This window comes from Halomonas sp. 3A7M (genome assembly GCF_014897875.1).
Taxonomy (GTDB): Bacteria; Pseudomonadota; Gammaproteobacteria; order Pseudomonadales; family Halomonadaceae; genus Vreelandella.
In genome coordinates this window covers 1-19,294 of sequence record NZ_JABUZD010000013.1, presented here as the reverse complement: position 1 = coordinate 19,294, position 19,294 = coordinate 1, and the positions used below count along the sequence as shown (strand labels likewise).

At 53.4% G+C, this 19,294-nt stretch carries 18 protein-coding genes; 10 read left to right on the top strand and 8 right to left on the bottom strand.

Annotated features, from left to right (window positions below):
• The first annotated feature begins 265 nt into the window (after window positions 1-265).
• From INT19_RS00730 to INT19_RS00705, 6 genes are all read left to right on the top strand, one after another.
• On the top strand, window positions 266-625 hold the full coding sequence (locus INT19_RS00730; RefSeq protein ID WP_193059329.1) for a hypothetical protein: 360 nt from the start codon (window positions 266-268) through the stop codon (window positions 623-625).
• 26 nt (window positions 626-651) lie between these two features.
• Window positions 652-1,545 (top strand): helix-turn-helix domain-containing protein, encoded by an 894-nt coding sequence (locus INT19_RS00725; RefSeq protein WP_193059328.1) that lies wholly within the window; start codon window positions 652-654, stop codon window positions 1,543-1,545.
• A gap of 248 nt (window positions 1,546-1,793) precedes the next feature.
• Window positions 1,794-1,952, top strand: coding sequence for a hypothetical protein (locus tag INT19_RS00720; protein ID WP_193059327.1), 159 nt, complete (start codon window positions 1,794-1,796; stop codon window positions 1,950-1,952).
• 120 nt (window positions 1,953-2,072) lie between these two features.
• Window positions 2,073-5,738 carry a bifunctional proline dehydrogenase/L-glutamate gamma-semialdehyde dehydrogenase PutA gene (putA, locus tag INT19_RS00715; RefSeq protein WP_193059326.1) on the top strand — a complete coding sequence of 1,222 codons (3,666 nt, stop codon included), beginning with the start codon at window positions 2,073-2,075 and terminating at the stop codon, window positions 5,736-5,738.
• Window positions 5,739-5,975: 237 nt separating this feature from the next.
• Entirely contained in the window at window positions 5,976-7,466 is a 1,491-nt protein-coding gene (putP, locus tag INT19_RS00710; protein WP_089037668.1) for a sodium/proline symporter PutP, read from the top strand.
• Between the two features lie 262 nt (window positions 7,467-7,728).
• Window positions 7,729-8,355, top strand: a complete 627-nt coding sequence (locus tag INT19_RS00705; protein WP_089037667.1) for an OmpW/AlkL family protein — start codon at window positions 7,729-7,731, stop codon at window positions 8,353-8,355.
• A 127-nt stretch (window positions 8,356-8,482) separates the two neighbouring features.
• Here the strand turns inward: INT19_RS00705 and INT19_RS00700 are convergent, their stop codons facing one another.
• Window positions 8,483-8,815, bottom strand: coding sequence for a YqcC family protein (locus INT19_RS00700; RefSeq protein WP_193059325.1), 333 nt, complete (start codon window positions 8,813-8,815; stop codon window positions 8,483-8,485).
• 285 nt (window positions 8,816-9,100) lie between these two features.
• On the opposite strand from INT19_RS00700, the gene INT19_RS00695 reads away from it, so the two are divergent.
• The 4 genes from INT19_RS00695 (at window position 9,101) to INT19_RS00680 (ending at window position 12,143) form a co-directional block, all read left to right on the top strand.
• Window positions 9,101-10,150, top strand: coding sequence for a DUF3549 family protein (locus tag INT19_RS00695; RefSeq protein ID WP_193059324.1), 1,050 nt, complete (start codon window positions 9,101-9,103; stop codon window positions 10,148-10,150).
• A gap of 69 nt (window positions 10,151-10,219) precedes the next feature.
• A complete protein-coding gene (locus INT19_RS00690; protein WP_009724956.1) occupies window positions 10,220-10,660 on the top strand; it encodes an ATP-dependent zinc protease family protein in 441 nt (146 codons plus the stop codon).
• 40 nt (window positions 10,661-10,700) lie between these two features.
• Entirely contained in the window at window positions 10,701-11,609 is a 909-nt protein-coding gene (rimK, locus tag INT19_RS00685; protein WP_038483098.1) for a 30S ribosomal protein S6--L-glutamate ligase, read from the top strand.
• A gap of 87 nt (window positions 11,610-11,696) precedes the next feature.
• Window positions 11,697-12,143, top strand: a complete 447-nt coding sequence (locus INT19_RS00680) for a hypothetical protein (RefSeq protein ID WP_089037664.1) — start codon at window positions 11,697-11,699, stop codon at window positions 12,141-12,143.
• 1 nt (window position 12,144) lies between these two features.
• On the opposite strand, the gene INT19_RS00675 is transcribed toward INT19_RS00680, so the two are convergent.
• The 7 genes from INT19_RS00675 to INT19_RS00645 all read right to left on the bottom strand — a co-directional run bounded on the left by INT19_RS00675 (window position 12,145) and on the right by INT19_RS00645 (window position 18,953).
• Window positions 12,145-12,918 (bottom strand): SanA/YdcF family protein, encoded by a 774-nt coding sequence (locus INT19_RS00675; RefSeq protein WP_226924405.1) that lies wholly within the window; start codon window positions 12,916-12,918, stop codon window positions 12,145-12,147.
• An 18-nt stretch (window positions 12,919-12,936) separates the two neighbouring features.
• Window positions 12,937-13,506, bottom strand: coding sequence for a putative Fe-S cluster assembly protein SufT (gene sufT, locus INT19_RS00670; RefSeq protein WP_193059323.1), 570 nt, complete (start codon window positions 13,504-13,506; stop codon window positions 12,937-12,939).
• A gap of 22 nt (window positions 13,507-13,528) precedes the next feature.
• Window positions 13,529-14,794, bottom strand: a complete 1,266-nt coding sequence (locus INT19_RS00665; RefSeq protein WP_193059322.1) for an aminotransferase class V-fold PLP-dependent enzyme — start codon at window positions 14,792-14,794, stop codon at window positions 13,529-13,531.
• 30 nt (window positions 14,795-14,824) lie between these two features.
• Window positions 14,825-16,165 carry a Fe-S cluster assembly protein SufD gene (gene sufD, locus INT19_RS00660; RefSeq protein ID WP_193059321.1) on the bottom strand — a complete coding sequence of 447 codons (1,341 nt, stop codon included), beginning with the start codon at window positions 16,163-16,165 and terminating at the stop codon, window positions 14,825-14,827.
• On the bottom strand, window positions 16,162-16,911 hold the full coding sequence (sufC, locus tag INT19_RS00655) for a Fe-S cluster assembly ATPase SufC (protein ID WP_193059320.1): 750 nt from the start codon (window positions 16,909-16,911) through the stop codon (window positions 16,162-16,164). Before sufC ends, sufD begins: the two co-directional genes overlap by 4 nt.
• Before the next feature lie 69 nt (window positions 16,912-16,980).
• On the bottom strand, window positions 16,981-18,423 hold the full coding sequence (sufB, locus tag INT19_RS00650; protein ID WP_089037659.1) for a Fe-S cluster assembly protein SufB: 1,443 nt from the start codon (window positions 18,421-18,423) through the stop codon (window positions 16,981-16,983).
• A 71-nt stretch (window positions 18,424-18,494) separates the two neighbouring features.
• On the bottom strand, window positions 18,495-18,953 hold the full coding sequence (locus INT19_RS00645; protein ID WP_193059319.1) for an SUF system Fe-S cluster assembly regulator: 459 nt from the start codon (window positions 18,951-18,953) through the stop codon (window positions 18,495-18,497).
• Between the last annotated feature and the right edge of the window lie 341 nt (window positions 18,954-19,294).

Genomic DNA, 19,294 nt, shown 5'->3' with positions numbered 1-19,294 from the left:
GAATAGCGCCTGTTAAGGCGCTGCGCGCCATGCCTGGCGCACCAAAAAAAACCGCTGCTTGATAAGCAGCGGAAGCAAGGGATCGAAAACAATAGCCAGAACAACACTATTAACGACTGCTATCGCGATGTTGCCTGTACACACTCTGACACCTTGCAGGGGAAAAGTTCGCAAAACTGCAAAATTTTCGTCTTAACGAGCAGCAGGCGTATACTGTCGTACATTGTTAAACGAATGCTGATACTGATTTTGCAGGGAGTTACGTATGGCGCTGTACCTATTAGTGTTTGGCGTCTGTTTGCTGGTAATAGGTGGCGTGCTGGTAATATTAATGACCGTAGGTACGCCACGCTACCGCACTGAGCCTAACGACCTGATCAACTTGTTCGACAAAGCGCTGGAAAGCAGCATCAGCGAAACGGAATGGAATGCCATCATTGGCTATCCCATTCGCCACGATGAGTACCTGGATAGTGTCCGCCGTCGTGCATCACATTTAATGGACACCCACGGGCGCCATTGGCAAATTGCTCGAAGCAAACCGTTACTTAACCAAGAGGGTTACGCGGAACTGAAAGCATTACGTGATCATTTAGCGGCACACACAGCGCTGCGCCAGCAGTAACAGGCCAGTCGTGTCGAGGAGACCCCATGCCGAGTACTATTCGTCAAATCCCTTTAGAAAGTGCCACAAAACATCACTCCCACGATTTTCACCAAATAGTCATTACGCTGTGCGGCTCTTCAGAATTTGAAATCGAAGGCCTCGGTGGCCGGGTAAACGCATTTTCAGGCTGCATTGTTCCCGCGAATCACGAACACTTCTATTCAGGTAACGGCTACAACCGTCAACTGATACTGGATCTGCCTGAAGATGCGCCTGCCTTAACGGGCGAACACCGCGAGTTGGTAGCACTGTTTGATGCACCGCGTTTTTTTGCACTCGACAATCCATTGCGCCACTATCTTGCTTTCGTAGAAAGCGAGCTCGCCCAAGGATTTGACACGTCGGCAATGTCTTTTCAGCAGGACCGGCTTGCTGCCACGCTGTTAGGTTCATTAAAGGCTCGTCTGGGCGCATCAGAGAGCGCATCACAACGGCGGCTCAATCTTGATCAAATCGATCGATTTATTCGCCACCACTTGGCCGATGAGCTGAGAGTAGCTGATTTAGCAAAATTGGCTTGCCTTAGTGAAGCACACTTTTCCGAGCGCTTTCGCGTCCAAACGGGCCTGTCGCCCTGGCAGTATGTACGACGCCAACGCCTACACGCAGCTCGGCAGCTTGTATTACAAAGCCGTCTACCACTCACTGACATAGCCATTCAAACAGGCTTTGCAAATCAAAGCGCTCTTTCGCATGCTTTTCGGCGTAGTTACGGCTTGTCTCCCCGCCAGCTACGCCAAGGAGTAGTCGCAACCAATACGCCGCTCGATTCGGCTACCCACTTAGCGCCTTCTTCAACATCCGGTGCAACCTCGTTAGCATCTTCCGCGCCTACTTCAGGAGCAAGCGTCAAGACTGGCGCACTCTCATTTCGCTAGTGATGAAGCAGTTAGCTTGGGCACATAACACGCTATTTTGCGTGTTGGCAGCCGTTTAGAGACTAAACTAAAGTCTTAAAAAGCGTTTCTTGCCGAGAATTTGACACGTTTTGCCATGAAAACGACATACACCTAATGGCAGCTCGCTCTACATTCGACCGTTATCTTGGGCACAGCGCCCTACCATCGATTTATTTCGGTTATTTGATTCAGCTTTTCGCTTTCTGTTTAGACTTATGGGGGCCTCAATGCTCAATGCCAAGAAAATGCGTGACCCTGCCATCTGGCAAACTGATCTTGATACGCTTATGGAGCGTATCAGTGATCACTATCTTGTCGATGAGGATGCCTTCGTCAGTGAATCAAGGCTCTCAGCGCTGGCCCACACTACCTACAGCGTTTTGTGACTGAAAAAACAATCACCAACAGCACTTCCGCGCTGGGTGGTAACGCGTCGCTTCTGGCGCTTGGCGATAAGTGAACAGCTCAGCAATGCTGACGTGTCGACTTGCAAGGAGAACCCCATCATGAACGAAACTAACCTTAATTTGCATAGCGACGTGAGTGATCTACGCTCACGCATCCGCAGCAACTATGACGCCGATGAAACAGCGGTGCTGCATGAGCTAATCGAACGCATCAAGCTATCAGAGGATGACCGACGCAAAGTTGCTGCCGCTGGCGCCAACTACGTGGAGCGAGTGCGCAAAGAAAGGTCTCCCTCGATGATGGAGGCGTTCCTCGCTGAGTACGGCCTTTCCACCACCGAGGGCGTCGGCCTGATGTGCTTGGCAGAAGCCCTGCTGCGCGTGCCTGATGCGGAAACCATCGACGATCTGATCCACGATAAAATCGAGCCGTCCGACTGGGGCGCGCACCTGGGGAAATCGTCCTCATCGATGGTTAATGCCTCGACCTGGGCGCTGTTGCTAACCGGTAAAGTGCTGGAAGAGGATCCCAAGGGCCCAACCCGGGCGCTCCGTGGCCTAGTACGCCGCATGGGCGAGCCGGTAGTGCGTAAGGCGGTTGGTCAGTCGATGAAGATTCTCGGCCGCCAGTTCGTACTTGGCCAGACCATCGAAGAAGGCATGAAGAATGCCCGCGAGCTTGAGAAACAGGGCTACACCTACTCTTACGACATGCTTGGCGAGGCGGCTCGCACAGATGAGGATGCCGTCCGCTATCACGAGGCCTATGCCAAAGCAATTACTGCTATCGCCGAACAGGCCAAGGGCGATGTACGTGGAAGCCCCGGTATCTCGGTGAAACTATCAGCCCTGCATCCGCGCTATGAATACACCCACCGTGACACGGTGATGGCAGAGCTCGTACCCCGTGCATTGGAACTGGTAAAACAAGCGGCCAAAGCCAATATCGGTTTCAATATCGACGCAGAAGAGCAGGATCGACTGGATCTGTCACTCGACGTGATCGAGGCACTAATGTCCGACCCCAGCCTCGATGGATGGGACGGCTTCGGGGTCGTTGTACAAGCCTACGGGCGCCGCGCCGCGCCGGTGATAGAGACACTTTACGAACTTGCCGAGCGGTTCGGCCGCAAGATCATGGTGCGCCTGGTCAAGGGCGCCTACTGGGATACCGAAATCAAGCTGTCCCAGGAAATGGGCGTTAAAACCTTCCCGGTCTTCACCCGCAAGGTCAATACCGATGTCAGCTACATGGCCTGCGCTCAGATGCTGCTCGACCGGCGCGACCGCATCTATCCACAGTTCGCCACACACAATGCCCATACCTGCGCCGCCGTAGTGGCCATGGCAGGCGATGACAAGGACAGCTACGAGTTCCAGCGCCTGCATGGCATGGGCGAGTCGCTGCATCACATCGTTAAGGAGGCCGAGGGCACGCACTGCCGCATTTACGCCCCGGTTGGCGCTCACCGCGACCTGCTGGCCTACCTGGTACGTCGCCTGCTAGAGAATGGCGCGAACTCCTCGTTCGTCAACCAGGTGGTGGATAGCTCGATTCCCCCGAGCGAAGTATCAAGAGATCCAATTGAAGGGTTTAAACAGCTTGGCGACGCCATCTCAAGCCCGTTGATCCGTCAGCCCGGTGAGTTGTTTGCGCCAGATCGCAAAAACTCCAAGGGTTATCGTATCAACGAACCCGCCTCGATCCTGCCGCTGCTTAATGCGCGGGAAACCTTTGCTGACAAGACCTGGACAGCAGGCCCCATGCTAGTGGGAAATCCTGCTCCCCAAGGACCGGCTCGCGATGCAGTCTCTCCCGCCGACAGCTCGCGTATTATCGGCAAGGTATATGAGGCCACCCCTGAGGAGGTAGCGGCCGCTCTCGACGCTGCAGAGGAAGGTTTTCGTGAATGGTCAGCACGTCCTGTGGCCGAGCGTGCCGAAGTGCTTCGTCGTACCGCGGATCTCTATGAAGAACATATCGCTGAGCTGACCGTGATCACCACCCGCGAAGCCGGTAAGATGATGTTTGATGGCATCGCTGAAGTGCGCGAAGCGGTGGATTTCCTGCGCTACTACGCCAATGAGGGCGAGCGGCTGGAAGCGGAAGAACCCGGTAGTGCCCGCGGCATCTTCGTCTGCATCAGCCCTTGGAACTTCCCGCTGGCCATCACCACCGGGCAGATCGCCGCAGCCTTGGTGGCTGGCAACGCGGTACTTGCCAAGCCCGCCGAACAAACACCACTGATCGCCGCCCGCGCCGTCGAGTTGATGCGTGAGGCTGGCCTTCCAGAAGCAGCACTTCAACTGCTGCCTGGCGATGGGCCCACGGTGGGCGGCCCGCTGACTAGCGATCCACGTATCGCTGGTGTCTGTTTCACTGGCTCGACCCCCGTGGCACAGATTATCCACAAAGCACTGGCGCAGAACGCAGGGCCCGATGCGATACTGGTTGCCGAAACCGGCGGCCTCAACTCGATGATTGTGGACTCTACGGCGCTGACCGAGCAGGCAGTCCGCGATATCTTAATCTCCTCCTTCCAATCGGCTGGGCAGCGTTGTTCAGCGCTACGCATGCTGTATGTGCAGGAAGAGGCGCGCGACCGGTTGCTCAACATGCTTTATGGCGCCATGGACTCGCTCACCATCGGCGATCCTTGGAATACTGACACCGACGTCTCACCAGTGATCGACGCCGACGCCCAAGCCGAGATAAGCGACTACGTAGCAGCCCACGAGAAGACAGGTAAGGTGTTGAAGAAACTGTCCGCACCGGAAGCTGGCACCTTCGTCACCCCCGCGGTCATTGAGGTTGGGGGCATTGCAGACCTCGAACGCGAGATATTTGGCCCGGTTCTACACGTGGCTACTTTCAAGGCGCGAGACATCGACAACGTGGTCGACGACATCAATGGCAAAGGCTACGGATTGACCTTCGGCCTGCATACCCGCATCGATGATCGTGTGCAGCAAATCGTCGAGCGCATCCATGTCGGCAACGTTTATGTTAATCGTAACCAAATCGGCGCCATTGTCGGCTCCCAACCATTCGGGGGCGAAGGCCTCTCGGGCACCGGGCCCAAGGCTGGTGGCCCGCTCTATGTCACTCGCTTCCGCCGCACTGCCACCGCCGAGCACCACGAGGCTCCTGAGGGGAAAACCATCTCACTCAGCGACCTCCAATCGGCTTTAGATGGGCTAGATGCGCGGAACTGGGCGGTACGACCCAATCGGATCGAAGTACTCCGCAAGGCACTCTCCGGCAAAGGCGGCGTGATCCGCAAGGCCCTTAACGAGACAGCGGCCCTCGACATGACACCGCAGACGCTTCCAGGACCCACAGGGGAAAGCAACCGCTTGGCGATGTATCCAAAAGGCGCTGTTCTGTGCCTTGGGCCAACGCTGGATATCGCCGCTGCCCAAGCAGTACAGGCGCTTGGCGCGGGCTGTACGGCAGTCGTGATCGCACCAGGCGCAGCTCAAGCCGTCCAGCCGCTGGTCGACGCTGGCGCGCCCGTGATTGGGCTCGACGGTAGCATCGCGGCAGATACACTGAGCGAGGTTCAAGGGATTGCCGCCGTCGCCGCGGCTGGCAAAAGTGATTGGACGCATGAACTGCGGATAGCACTCGCTAAGCGCGACGGTGCCATCGTGCCGCTCGAGACTCAGACCATTTCACCAGATCGCTATGTGGTGGAACGTCATCTGTGCATCGATACGACCGCAGCGGGAGGCAACGCCAGCTTGCTGGCAACGGCCGAATAGGCCCGCTGGCTTTGTCGACGAAACGCTTCTCAACTAAACTTAGACGACAATAACCTCGTGTTGCTGGGAGGCGGCCAGTACAGGCGCTTCCCTAGCAAGGAATATCGAGGACCAAGCGGTAGCGCCTTGCTACACGAATAAGAAGCGGAGTTAAACATGCGTGCTACTAGCGGTTCTGCACGGCAAGCGCGCTAACCTGTCGGAGCTAGCTCCGTCCTGACAAATTGGAGAACTTTCATGGCTATCGGTGTTTGGATTAGTCTTTTTGCCTACTTTGCGCTCATGATCGCCATCGGCATTTATGCCATGCGCAAAGCGACATCTTCATCAGAAGATTACATGCTGGGGGGACGTGGCCTCAGTCCACAAGTAGCAGCTCTATCGGCTGGCGCTTCGGACATGAGCGGCTGGTTGCTGCTTGGGTTGCCCGGCGCAATGTTTGTTTCCGGCTTGGGATCCGCCTGGATCGGCATTGGCCTTCTGGTGGGCGCGTTCTTCAACTGGACCCTGGTCGCCCCCCGACTGCGTGAACAGACGGTTCACTACGGTAATGCGATTACCATTCCAGCCTTTTTGGCAAACCGATTTCCGACACGTGCGCTTTCACTGCGCACGGTGTCTGCTATCGTTATCGTCATCTTTTTCGCGGTTTACACGGCATCAGGTCTAGTCGCTGGGGGCAAACTGTTTGAAAGCGCGTTTGCCGGTATTTTTAACATCGGCGGCATGAGCGACTATGCTATAGGCATCCTCATTACACTTGGCGTGGTACTTGTCTACACCGTTGTTGGCGGCTTCCTGGCCGTGAGTATGACTGACTTCGTGCAAGGCTGCATCATGATGCTGGCGCTAGTAATCATGCCTGCAGTGGTGCTATTTGGCGAAGGCGGCGGCGGATTCTCCCAAGCATCACAGACGCTAAATGAAGTCGACCCCACCCTGCTATCCTGGACGTCAGGGCTGACCTTTATTGGCTGGCTCTCTGCGGTTACCTGGGGACTGGGGTACTTCGGTCAACCACACATCATTGTGCGCTTTATGGCCATTCGGACGCTGAAAGATGTGCCTACTGCCCGTAATATCGGCATGAGCTGGATGCTTATTTCCCTGATTGGCGCGGTCTCTCTAGGTCTGTTTGGCCGGGCTTATGCAGTCCGCAACGGCATGGATATCGAGGATCCAGAAACGATCTTCATCATTCTGGCGAACCTGCTATTCCACCCGCTGGTCACCGGCTTCCTCTATGCGGCACTGCTTGCTGCGATTATGAGCACCATTTCCAGCCAATTGTTAGTATCGTCGTCTTCATTGACCGAAGACTTCTATCGCCTGTTCCTAAGAAAGGAAGCAACCGATAAAGAGTGCGTAAAGGTCGGTCGAATCTGTGTCGTACTGGTTGGTCTGGTGGCCGCTGTGATTGCGTCAAATCCGGACTCGCAAGTTCTTGGACTCGTAAGTAATGCCTGGGCTGGCTTTGGCGCAGCATTTGGCCCGCTGATCATTCTGTCGCTAATGTGGTCTCGCACGAACGGAGCTGGCGCCATTGCAGGTATGGTAGTGGGTGCTGCTACCGTCATGATTTGGATTGCATTAGGCTGGAACGGAGAATTTATGGGTGGCCCCGGCGTGTACGAGATCATCCCTGGCTTCATCGCTGCCTTTATTGCCATCTTGGTGGTTAGTAGCATAACTGCCGATGCGGGTGAATATCAGCATATTGATCGCTAGACGAGCGTCAATGACACACTCAGCTTAATTAAAAATTAGCTGATTATTGAGGCCTTCCCATGCCACGGGAAGGCCTCTTTCACTTCTGACAGCCTCTTTTAAAAGCCCATTATTTAGCGGCGGAGCTCCACTCTTTGCCCCAGGTCAATAACCTGCCCTCCTCTACCCGATACACTCTTTGCATGGTTCGCGATCATGTCGAACAACGGTTCATGTTAACCACTCACTGCAAAGACTCACATTAATGGTCAGGAGCAATGCTATGCGCCATAACTCTCTTTCAACACTGCTCACCACTGGACTTGCAGCAGCCACATTGATGGCAAGCGGCCAAGTTTTAGCTTACGGCGCTGGCGATTTCTTTACTCGCGTGGGTGTTGCCAAAGTGGAGCCGAAAAGCGACAACGGTTCATTAGCCGGAGGCGCGTTCGCGGTTGATGTTCAGGATAAAACCGATTTCGCATTTACCCTGGGCTACCGCTTCCACGACAAAATGGGCATCGAATTACTGGCAGCCCTACCGTTTGAGCACGATATCGCCCTGAACGGTGATAATCTTGCCTCTACCAAGCACCTTCCACCAACTCTAACGCTCCAGTACTACCCGCTAGGTGGCACTGATGCGCGCGTACAGCCTTATGTCGGCGCAGGTATTAACTACACCTTTTTCTCTGATGAAGAGCTAGCCATAGGCGAACTGGAGCTGGACGACTCCTGGGGTGCCGCTGCTCAAGTGGGTATCGATTTGCTTATCGATGAAAACTGGGCACTTAACGCAGCCGCGTGGTATATCGACATCGATACTGACGCGACCGTTAACGGTGCCGCTGCAGGCACGGTAGAGATTGATCCCTTAGTGGTTATGGCAGGCTTAAGCTATCGCTTCTAACACCGCTAAGGCTGTGCTAGCCGCATAATCGCATGAAAAATGCCCAGTCCCGCTGCTTGCGGCGCTGGGCATTGTCTTTGCCGATACCCTCATAAAACTAGGCTTCAGCTTCTCGTATTAGTGCGACCTAGTTTTCGGTAACTAACCGATCTATCTTTTCAACAGCTCGAACAACCAGTAGCTGGTCACTGGCACGAACTTTTTCCTGCATTAGATATGCAGCCACTGCCGGCGCCACATCGCACTTGGCAGGCATAGCGGCCTGGGCATCAATCAGTGCATTTAATCGAGCGATAAAAACAAATCGAATCCACTGAGGCAGCGACATCGTGTCGATACAGAAGGGTTGCTGACTATTAAATGCTGAAATATCAGGCGTTGGCATACGCCATAAGTTAGCGGCCTTCATAGTGGCTTCAAGCTCAAGAAGCGCGGTTTGAAGCTGTTGATGGACGCTCATAAGCACCTTTTCCATTTGAATCAGTAAAGCTTTATTATCCCAGCACTGTGGGTAAGTTGCCAACCGTCTGACAGAGTTTGTGTCTTATTCACAGATTCACAGAAAACCTGCAAGAGGCTGTGGATAAACTATGGAAAGATGTCGCTACTGTTACTCTCATGCGGGTTACACCATGTTGTGCAATTTTTAACCATTTTGATAATAAAGCACGGATTAATCAGCGTTTGCGGCTGACAGTGACACATCAGCAAGGTAGAGTGCAGGCTTGAAATGCGGAAGGATGTCATGCAACCAATCCAGACACTTGATGAGTTTTTTACACGTAGCGGCGCGGACGTTTCCCTCTACCATATGGGACGACGAGTAACGGACTGCCCACGAGAAACACTGCGTGCATTCGAAAATGGCGAGATAGCCTGGCCGGAACCCTGGCAACAGCAGGCACGTCTTGGCGTAGTATTTCGTATGGGTGACATGCCTGAGCCAGCCATCTGGTTTTTGGCGCTGCCGCTAGACGAACAGGGCAAGCTCTCCCCTGCCCAACGAGACGGTTTTATTAATCGCTTGCTCGAAACCCTTGGGCGAAATGCTGCGCAGCTAGAAAATAAGCTAGGCCAGGCAGAAACTGCTGACGTGGATCATCTAATGAAGGATAATCCGCTCGCTTTTTCGCCTGATATTACTTTTCAAGCAATGCTTAATGCTCAGGCCAGTTATGCATTAGAGCTTGCCGCTAGCCAACACTTAGAGCCTGTCGAGGCCTATCTTAGCGGCCAGCAGACTATTGACTGGCAAGCACTGGGGTTACAAGGCATCGCTGATTATGTGGTACGCCTCGACTTATCCACATCAGAAGCGCTAGCGCTGCGCCTTCCCCAGTTGCCCACTAGTGTCGCTCACTCGCTGTGCTATTGCCTGGAGCATAGGCCTCTTGCAGAGCCGCTGGTCAGTGCATTACGGGCGCGTGGAGAGCAGGCAGCCATTGATGGTGACGTAGAAACCCTGTGCGCCTGCGTTCGCGCCGTGGGCTGTACTCCGTCAGTTAGTGTCGGCAAATGGTACTCAAGCCTGTTAAATGACCCTGTTGCTTGCGGCCCAGACATTATCGCAGCCATTGCTGGCCGCGGGTGGCTACTGTTAGAAGACGCTGAACGTTTACCGTTGCTTTTGCAGCGTTTAGCAGAAGACAAACGCACTAATTTTAATGCAGTCGTACGTGACCTTGCACTGGTACCCAAACTTCGCCTTTTGGTTATGCTGACACTACGCGACGCGCCACCTGACTCCGCGATTCAGCTAAGGCTAAGTGCGTTGATTAACCAAGCTAGAAGCTAGCTATTTATTTATGAGACGCTAGACCGACTCATTTCTTGATAACAAACCTTCATTTGCCAGGAGTATGCCGTGAAGGAATTACCCTATCAGGCCAAAGCAGTCATCGGCCGCCGTGAAATGGTGACGTTACCTGAATTAGGGCTTCACCTTTGCTGCAAAGCCGATACTGGCGCGCGCACCTCTGCTTTGCATGCCGAAGAGATTGACACTCATGAAGATGAGGATGGGCAGCTGTGGGTAAGTTTTATTACCCATAGTGGTGGCCCGCAAACGCCTGCCCACCGCTACCAGCTCCACTTGCACGACCGGCGGCGCGTTACCAGCTCTAATGGGCACAGCGAGTGGCGTTATGTGATTCGCACCCCGATGCAATTGGGTGAACTAAATTTTCCGGTTGAACTAACCCTGACTGACCGTAGCAATATGCGCCATCCCATGCTGCTTGGGCGCCGCGCTATGCGACGCTTGCTTATAGCCCCTGGGGCTGCATTTTTGCACGGCGAGCCTTAAACTAACTTATTAGCCATATTTTTTGGCCCCGGAGCCCTGCATGCATATTGCCCTGCTTTCGCGCAATCGCAATCTATATTCTACTCGCCGCCTTATTGAGGCCGCCGAGCAGCGTGGACACACCGCTCGCGTGGTCGACACGCTGCGCTGCTATATGAGCATCGCCTCCCACCATCCGTCGATTCATTATAAAGGCGCTGAAATCGAGCCCTTCGATGCCGTCATTCCTCGCATAGGGGCATCGGTTACCTTTTATGGCTGCGCCGTACTGCGCCAATTTGAAATGATGGGCACCTACGTTATAAATGATTCAGTAGCCATCACTCGTTCACGGGATAAGCTGCGCTCGCTACAGCTTCTCTCTAGAAAGGGGTTGGGCCTTCCCATCACGGGGTTCGCCCACTCTCCTGATGACATTCCCGACCTGATTACCATGGTCAAAGGTGCTCCGCTGGTCATCAAGCTACTGGAAGGAACGCAAGGTATCGGTGTTGTACTTGCTGAAACCAACCAAGCAGCTGAGTCGGTTATTCAAGCGTTTATGGGCATGAAAACCAACATCATGGTGCAGGAGTACATTAAAGAGGCGCGCGGTGCCGATATTCGCTGTCTGGTGATTGGCGATAAAGTGGTTGCGTCGATGAAGCGTCAGGCAGCCGAAGGTGAGTTCCGTTCAAACCTGCATCGTGGGGGCACCGCCAGCGTCATCCGCATTACCCCCGAAGAGCGCTCAACGGCCATTCGAGCGGCAAAAGCCATGGGACTGCGCGTTGCAGGTGTCGACTTACTGCGCTCTAACCATGGACCGGTGATTATGGAAGTCAACTCATCACCTGGATTACAAGGTATTGAGAATGCAACAGGCAAAGATATCGCCAGCATGATCATCGAACACATCGAAAAAAATGCCATGCCAGTGCGTAAAGCGCCACCCAAGCCTAAAGGCTAAGGCTTAATGCAAAAATAATCCGCATTAGGGGTGGCAAATTAGCGCTGCCACCCCCACAATCTGCGTCACCGAAGGAGGTAGACGCTCATGTTTCTCGACAATCGCCAAGTGGCGATGGACAGCGTGCTGGAAGCGCTGGCCGATAGCATTGATTATTTCCAGGATAATATTGAACGCCTGAGACCCACGCTGCGTGATGCACTGAAACCGCACTATACCGAGCGGTTAAACCAGATGCGTAAACTTCAGGAACTGGCCCGTGCGCACTTAAAAATGCTGCCTCGAGATGCTGACGTTGAGCGTGACGACTTTTTATGGCTATGGAGCCGTTTAAAAAGCTTTGTGGGCAACGATAGTCAGGTATTAATCAATGAGCTGTTGGAACAAGAGCGCGTACTGATGCAGGCCCTTTCAACGCTATTCACTCACCCCCTGCCCGACCCCATTGAGCCGGTAGTGGAAGAGTGCATGCAAGGTTGCCGCAAGCTAATACGCGAATTGTATAGCTTACAAAAGCGCAAAACGCATCGCTAGCCTATTGATCACCCGCCGCCTGCTCATGTGACGTCTGCGCCGACCTCACAAAGTAGTGGTAAATATCAAGGCCAACAGGGAGGCGAGACACTTCGCCGACGTTGCTACTAGCGTTTAATTCGATAGGTTCTGGAGAGCCTAGGAAGTAAGGCTCTCTTCCCCAAATATATAGATCACCTAACGTAGCGACCCGCGCCACCCATTCGCGCATTTTCAACCGCCATTCCCCAGCAGCAGATTTCTCTTCCGCCACACAGCCAGTTACATCCATTCCTAATGCGCGACCAATAAAAACCGCACGGGGAAGATGCCAGCTCTGAGTAACCAGCAACGCCTTATCTAACTGAAAGACATCTCTAGCGCGCGCAAGCGTGTCATAGGTACTGAACCCAGCAAAATCCATGGTGAGCTGGTCTGCTGGCACACCGCGACGATAAAGATCACGCCACATGGCGCGAGGCTCGTTATAGGCTTGAGTACGATTATCCCCAGAGATCAATAAATGACTGACCCGCTGATCGGCAATCAGGCGCGCTGAGGTTCGCATACGGGCGTTAAAGTGTGGGTTGCGAAAGCCGCTGCGTGTCCAGTTAGAGGTCCCAAATACGATCGCCACATCGGTTGGGCGGCACTCCGCAAAGCTGTCATCAATATAGCGTGCCGTACTAGCAACCACCCAAAAATTACCAACTATAAACAGCAATGTCGCCAGCAGCATAAGTGCTCCTAGCGACATCAAAAAACGTTTTATGTAACGTAATAGCAAGCTGTGCATCCAGCTCCCCATCAGGGGTTAAAACATGCCGAGCTCAAGCTTGGCTTCGTCGCTCATCATGTCACGGCTCCAGGGCGGGCTGAAGACAATTTCAGTATGCACCTTGTTAATCTGAGGCGCACCTAGGATTTTATTTCGCGCATCCGCCGCAATGACATCGCCCATTCCACAGCCTGGTGCGGTCAGCGTCATACGAATAGTGACCATCCGCTCGCCACTGATCAAGCGCTCAAGACGGCAACCATAGACCAACCCTAGATCAACAATATTAACCGGTATTTCGGGATCGAAGCAGGTACGCAACTGCTCCCAGACAAACTGTTCAATTTCTTCATCGCTGGCACTTTCAGGCAGCGTTGGGCGAGGCAATGGCTCGAGCCCCAAGGCATCCAAATTACGCCCTTCAATAAGATAAAGCCGCCCTTCATAGCCAACACTTACCGAGCTGCCCTTCGCTTGCATCACGCTGACAACGCTGTCTTCGGCCAGTGTCTCCGTTTTGCCAAACGGAATAGCAATGGCGTCAACATCACGCTGAAGCGGCAGTTTTTGACCACGTTCAAGGCTGGCCACTTGCTCAATATCCATAACGGTCCTTAAATGACGGCCTTTAACGTACCATTCCAATCACACGCTTTAGCGCTGCAACAAACGTATCTATCTCTTGAAGCGTATTATACGCCGCAAATGATGCACGACACGTGGCATCTACGCCAAAATGATGTAGCAATGGTTGCGCGCAGTGATGCCCAGTACGAATAGCGACGCCTAGCTGATCAATCAGCAGCCCAATGTCCTGGGAATGGGCGCCTTCGACCACAAACGACAGCACGCCAGCTTTATGCGGCGCTGTGCCAAGTATGCGCAAGCCATCTATCTGGCTCACCTCTGCAGTGGCATGTTCCAGCAGTACGGCTTCCCAAGCACCAATCGCCTCCACGCCTACGCCTTCTAGCCACTCAATAGCGCGCCCCAAAGCAATCACCTCCGCAATCGCGGGAGTGCCAGCCTCGAATTTATGCGGAAGCGCCGCAAAGGTGGTGCCGACGTCAAAAGAGACCGTTTTAATCATCTCGCCACCACCCTGCCAAGGCGGCATCGCTTCTAATAAGGTCTGCTTACCGTACAGCACGCCAACCCCAGTAGGGCCATAAATTTTATGCCCAGAGAACGCATAGAAATCAGCATCAATATCCTGAACATCAACCTGCTGGTGCGGTGTTGCCTGAGCACCATCGACCAGGATAAGCGCACCGTGCTGATGGGCAAGCGCTGCCATCTCTTTCACTGGGTTAATGGTGCCCAACGCATTAGAGACATGATTGACTGCCACTAGTTTAGTGCGCTCATTGAGCAGCGCGCGGTACGCCGTCATGTCTAGCGCCCCATTAGCCTCAACGGGAATGACTTTAATGGTAAAGCCGATCTCAGCCGCCAATAGCTGCCAAGGGACAATATTGGAGTGATGCTCCAACATTGAAATTAGCACTTCATCGCCCGCAGCCAGCTGGGAGCGCCCCCAACTTTGAACCACTAGATTGATTGCTTCAGTCGTGCCCCGCGTGAAGATAATCTGGCGTGCATCTTCCGCATTGAGAAACGCCTTAACGCGATGCCGTGTGGCTTCAAACGCTGCTGTCGCCTCATCTGACAAGGTGTGCAGCCCCCGGTGGATATTGGCGTTATAGCGCGAGTAATAGTCGCTGAATACGTCAATAACCTGCTGGGGCGTTTGGCTTGTCGCGGCATTATCTAGATATACCAACGGCTTTCCGTGCACTTCCCGTTTTAGTATCGGGAAGTCGTTGCGCAGCGCCTCAACATCAAACGCTGCAGGGGCGAGCACGGAGGGTTTCTCAATCACGCTATGGGGCATCGATGACTCCTTGGCTAGTCGTTGAGTGCGTTAGTCGTTGAGCGCAGCCGCTGCTTCTACCAATCCAGCGAGATTGAAGCGTTCCGGCAGCTTGCCCGCTACCGCCAACTCTACCCGCTCAGCAATCACATCTAGCGCGACCTGTTCAAGCACCTCGCCAGCAAATGCAAGTGTTAACAAGCCTCGCGCTGTCGCTTTGTCGATGCCGCGGGTACGCAACGCGTAGATCGCGTCTTCATCCAACTGCCCCGTGGTGGTGCCATGAGAACATTTCACGTCATCAGCATAAATTTCAAGCTCAGGCTTGGCATCGATATGCGCGCGATCGGAAAGCAATAAGTTTTGGTTACTTTGGAAACCTTCGATCTTCTGGCTATCGCGCTTAACGTACACTTTACCGTTAAACACGCCGTGGGCACGGTCATCCAAAATGCCTTTGTAGTTCTCGTTCGAGAACGTCAGCGGCGCATTGTGATTAACCTTGGTGTGGTTATCCACGTGCTGGCGACCCTGACCAAAGAACAGGCCATAGAAGTTGGTTTCTGCGCCTTGGCCGTTTAAATCACTAATCAGGTCGTTGCGTACCAGCGCACCGCCCAAATTCAGATTGTAGGAGCTGTAACGGCTGTCTCGGCCCTGTTCGACATGAATACTGGCGACATGCAGATCACCTAAGGGCGCTTCTTGCAATTTGTAGTGATTCAGAATCGCACCGCGATCCAGCATCAGCTCTGCAACCACGTTGGTGAAGTTGGCCGCATCGGCTTCACCGATATAGTGCTCAATTAACGTTGCTTCACTGCGCCCTGCTGCTTCAACCAAAATACGCGGATGGCACATTACTGGCGTGCCCGCGCGGGACAGAAACTGCAGTAGGATGGGTTTTTCCACCACGCTACCCGGTGCAATGCGCACCACAGCACCCTCTTCCATAAACGCGGTGTTGAGCGCGGCGAACGGGGAGAAATCTACTCCCGTTAAGCGCCCCAGCGGCCCACCCACAGCTTCATGGTTATCACTCAGCGCTTTGGAAAGCGGCATTACCTGAACGCTACTCGGCAGTGCTTCTAAGTCCGACAATGCGGCTGAGAAAACACCATCCACGAAGGTCAGTCGGTACGCATCCAACGGCAGCGTAAGCGCGGCTGCTTGTGCCTGGGAAAAGTCCGCAGTCTCAGCCAGCGCAAAGTTGCCCTGGGCAATCGTACGTACGTCAGTATATTTCCACTCTTCATCGCGGCGAGTTGGAAACCCCATGGCTTCAAAGCGGGCAGCTCCCGCTTGGCGGCGGGCCGCGATCCAAGTTGGCTCAACTCCGCGCTGTTGGCTACGCGCTTTCAGCGTGTCCAAAAACGTTTGCGTATCGCTCATGCCACAGACTCCTCAATGCCTTCATAGCCGTTGGCTTCCAGCTCTTTAGCAAGCTCAGCGTCGCCGCTCTTCACAATACGACCGTCGACTAAGACGTGCACTTTATCCGGTACGATATAGTCAAGCAGGCGCTGATAGTGAGTGACCAGCAGAATGGCTCGCTCTTCAGCCCGCAGGCTGTTAACGCCATCGGCAACGACTTTCATCGCGTCGATATCGAGACCAGAGTCAATTTCATCAAGCATGGCCAGCTTTGGCTGAAGCACCAGCATCTGAAGAATTTCGTTGCGCTTTTTCTCACCGCCAGAGAAACCTTCATTGACGGCACGCTGCAGGAAACTGGCATCCATCTTCATAAAGCCCAGCTTCTCTTTGACGAGCTTCATAAACTCAGGAGCGGGCATTTCTGCTTCACCACGTGCGACACGCTGTGCATTAAGCGCCGACTTGAGCAGATAGATATTTTTCACCCCTAGAATTTCCACTGGGTATTGGAAACCTAGTAGCAAGCCCGCTTGAGCGCGCTCTTCAATTTCCATTTCCAGCACGTCCTGCCCCTCAAAGGTAACGCTACCCTGGGTCACTTCGTAGCCATCTTTACCGGCAATCACTGCCGACAATGTGGATTTACCCGCGCCGTTCGGGCCCATAATGGCATGCACTTCACCTGCATTGATGGTGAGCGTTAAACCTTTCAAAATTTCTTTGCCGTCGACGGTGACGTGTAAATCTTTAACTTGCAACATAGTCATAACCTTTTAAATTCTTGCGGGACGCTTGCGCGTCTCCCATAAAATAAGTCGGGGCCGAAGTGGTTAACCCACTGCGCCTTCAAGCGTCACACTTAGAAGCGCTTCGGCTTCTACCGCGAATTCCATCGGCAGCTCTTGGAAAACGTCTTTACAGAAGCCGTTAACAATCATGCTGACCGCATCTTCTTCAGAAATCCCACGGCTTTGGCAGTAGAACAGCTGATCTTCACCGATCTTCGACGTGGTGGCTTCGTGCTCAATTGTGGCGGTGCTGTTGCCAATTTCTTGATAAGGAAAGGTATGGGCACCGCACTTGTCGCCAATTAACAACGAATCACACTGAGTGAAATTACGTGCCCCTTTGGCACGAGGGCCAATTTTGACCAAGCCACGGTAAGATTGATCGCTCTTACCTGCCGAAATGCCTTTGGCAACAATATAGGAACGGGTACCTTCGCCAATGTGAATCATTTTGGTGCCAGTATCCGCTTGCTGACGGCCATTAGTCACCGCTACGGAGTAGAACTCACCGATACTGTCTTTGCCACGCAAAACACAAGAAGGATATTTCCAGGTGATCGCCGAACCGGTTTCTACCTGTGTCCAACTGATGCGCGAACGCTCACCGCGACAATCGCCACGTTTGGTAACGAAGTTGTAAATCCCGCCTTTGCCGTTCTCATCACCGGGATACCAGTTCTGAACGGTGGAATACTTAATGTAGGCATCATCCAGCGCAACGAGCTCTACGACTGCCGCGTGAAGCTGGTTTTCATCACGCATTGGCGCCGTACAACCTTCCAAGTAAGACACCTGAGCACGGCTCTCGCAGATAATCAGGGTGCGCTCGAACTGGCCGGTGTTAGCCGCATTAATCCGGAAGTAGGTCGACAGTTCCATAGGGCACGTCACGCCTTCAGGAACAAACACAAACGACCCATCGGTAAATACAGCCGAGTTTAGTGCGGCAAAGTAGTTATCAGCCACCGGAACAACTGTACCGAGATACTGTTTGATAAGGTCTGGGTAATCGCGAATTGCTTCAGAAATCGAGCAGAAAATAACGCCCGCTTCGCCTAGCTGTTTTTTAAACGTGGTTGCCACGGAAACAGAGTCAAATACAGCGTCGACGGCCACACCGGCAAGCGCTGCACGCTCATGCAAAGGAATACCAAGCTTTTCATATGTTTCGAGAAGCTTAGGATCAACTTCATCCAGGCTCTGAGGGCGATCTTCCGGGCGCTTGGGCGCACTGAAATAAGAGATCGATTGATAATCAATGGGCGGATAATCAAGATGCGCCCAGGACGGCTCTTTCATCTTCAACCACTGACGGTATGCATCTAGGCGCCACTCCAGCATCCATTCCGGCTCGCCTTTCTTATTAGAGATAAAGGCAATGGTGTTTTCATCAAGGCCAGGTGGCAGGGTGTCGCTTTCAATATCGGTTATAAAACCATCTTTGTATTCGCGACGAACCAACTGTTCCATTTCTTCGCTTGCCATGGTGATACCCTCCGGGCAGTTGGGTGGCGAGCCTAGCTCGCCGTCAATAGGGTTAGTCTATGTTGCATTGCCTAAGCAGATGCCAGGCTAATGCTTTGAATCGGTAACTGTACGGGCAGCTTGATTGGCGTCGTATCGGCCAAGTGCGCCAGCGTAACGCTTTCCAGTAACGTGCGAATCGCCAGTGAGACTCGCTGCCAGTTATCAGCGACACCGCAGGTAGCCGCCAGGTCGCACTCACCCTCCGCTTGGCTACACTCGGTCATTGCCACCGGCCCTTCAATAGCGGCAATAATATCGGCAGCCGTAATGTGTGACGCTGGTCGCGCCAGACGATAACCACCCTGGACACCGCGTTGTGACTCCAGAAGGCCGGCTTTCACCAGCATCTTGAGCGTCTTACTAACAGTGGGATGTGGTAGCTGCACTGCATCTGCTAAATCAGCCGCCGCATGCAACGCCTGTGGATGGCGAGCAATTTGCGCCATCACGACAGCGGCATAATCTGTCAGCCGAGAAAGCTTGAGCATGTTGACTCCCATTCGCCGTTACAGTTGGCTTACCCGTTAATGGGTACCATTTTAGTCCTGTATAAATTTGATGTGAAGCCCTAGAGCAAAATCGTTATCAATTTGTGCAAAATAACAGCACGTTCGGCTCTGATAGCATCAAAAACAACAATCATTATCATTTGAAAAAGCTATCGACGCGTTAAACGAAAAAAACCTGCGAGGATTTCGCAGGTTTTTTTTAAAAGAGCAGCACCTTGTGGTGAAGGCGCTATGCCTTTAAGTACTATGCCTTTAAGTACTATGCCTTTAAGTACTATGAACCGCCCCGGTTATTCCGGAGACCGGTTTGTTTGAGTCAG

What these genes read in the sequence shown, in the direction of transcription:
- INT19_RS00730 (WP_193059329.1), top strand. Translation starts at nt 266, where the DNA reads ATGGCGCTGTACCTATTAGTGTTTGGCGTCTGTTTGCTGGTAATAGGT.
- sufT (WP_193059323.1), bottom strand. Translation starts at nt 13,506, where the DNA reads ATGGATATTGAGCAAGTGGCCAGCCTTGAACGTGGTCAAAAACTGCCG.
- sufC (WP_193059320.1), bottom strand. Translation starts at nt 16,911, where the DNA reads ATGTTGCAAGTTAAAGATTTACACGTCACCGTCGACGGCAAAGAAATT.
- INT19_RS00725 (WP_193059328.1), top strand. Translation starts at nt 652, where the DNA reads ATGCCGAGTACTATTCGTCAAATCCCTTTAGAAAGTGCCACAAAACAT.
- INT19_RS00705 (WP_089037667.1), top strand. Translation starts at nt 7,729, where the DNA reads ATGCGCCATAACTCTCTTTCAACACTGCTCACCACTGGACTTGCAGCA.
- INT19_RS00700 (WP_193059325.1), bottom strand. Translation starts at nt 8,815, where the DNA reads ATGAGCGTCCATCAACAGCTTCAAACCGCGCTTCTTGAGCTTGAAGCC.
- putP (WP_089037668.1), top strand. Translation starts at nt 5,976, where the DNA reads ATGGCTATCGGTGTTTGGATTAGTCTTTTTGCCTACTTTGCGCTCATG.
- INT19_RS00680 (WP_089037664.1), top strand. Translation starts at nt 11,697, where the DNA reads ATGTTTCTCGACAATCGCCAAGTGGCGATGGACAGCGTGCTGGAAGCG.
- INT19_RS00675 (WP_226924405.1), bottom strand. Translation starts at nt 12,918, where the DNA reads ATGCACAGCTTGCTATTACGTTACATAAAACGTTTTTTGATGTCGCTA.
- INT19_RS00665 (WP_193059322.1), bottom strand. Translation starts at nt 14,794, where the DNA reads ATGCCCCATAGCGTGATTGAGAAACCCTCCGTGCTCGCCCCTGCAGCG.
- sufD (WP_193059321.1), bottom strand. Translation starts at nt 16,165, where the DNA reads ATGAGCGATACGCAAACGTTTTTGGACACGCTGAAAGCGCGTAGCCAA.
- INT19_RS00695 (WP_193059324.1), top strand. Translation starts at nt 9,101, where the DNA reads ATGCAACCAATCCAGACACTTGATGAGTTTTTTACACGTAGCGGCGCG.
- sufB (WP_089037659.1), bottom strand. Translation starts at nt 18,423, where the DNA reads ATGGCAAGCGAAGAAATGGAACAGTTGGTTCGTCGCGAATACAAAGAT.
- rimK (WP_038483098.1), top strand. Translation starts at nt 10,701, where the DNA reads ATGCATATTGCCCTGCTTTCGCGCAATCGCAATCTATATTCTACTCGC.
- INT19_RS00645 (WP_193059319.1), bottom strand. Translation starts at nt 18,953, where the DNA reads ATGCTCAAGCTTTCTCGGCTGACAGATTATGCCGCTGTCGTGATGGCG.
- INT19_RS00720 (WP_193059327.1), top strand. Translation starts at nt 1,794, where the DNA reads ATGCTCAATGCCAAGAAAATGCGTGACCCTGCCATCTGGCAAACTGAT.
- putA (WP_193059326.1), top strand. Translation starts at nt 2,073, where the DNA reads ATGAACGAAACTAACCTTAATTTGCATAGCGACGTGAGTGATCTACGC.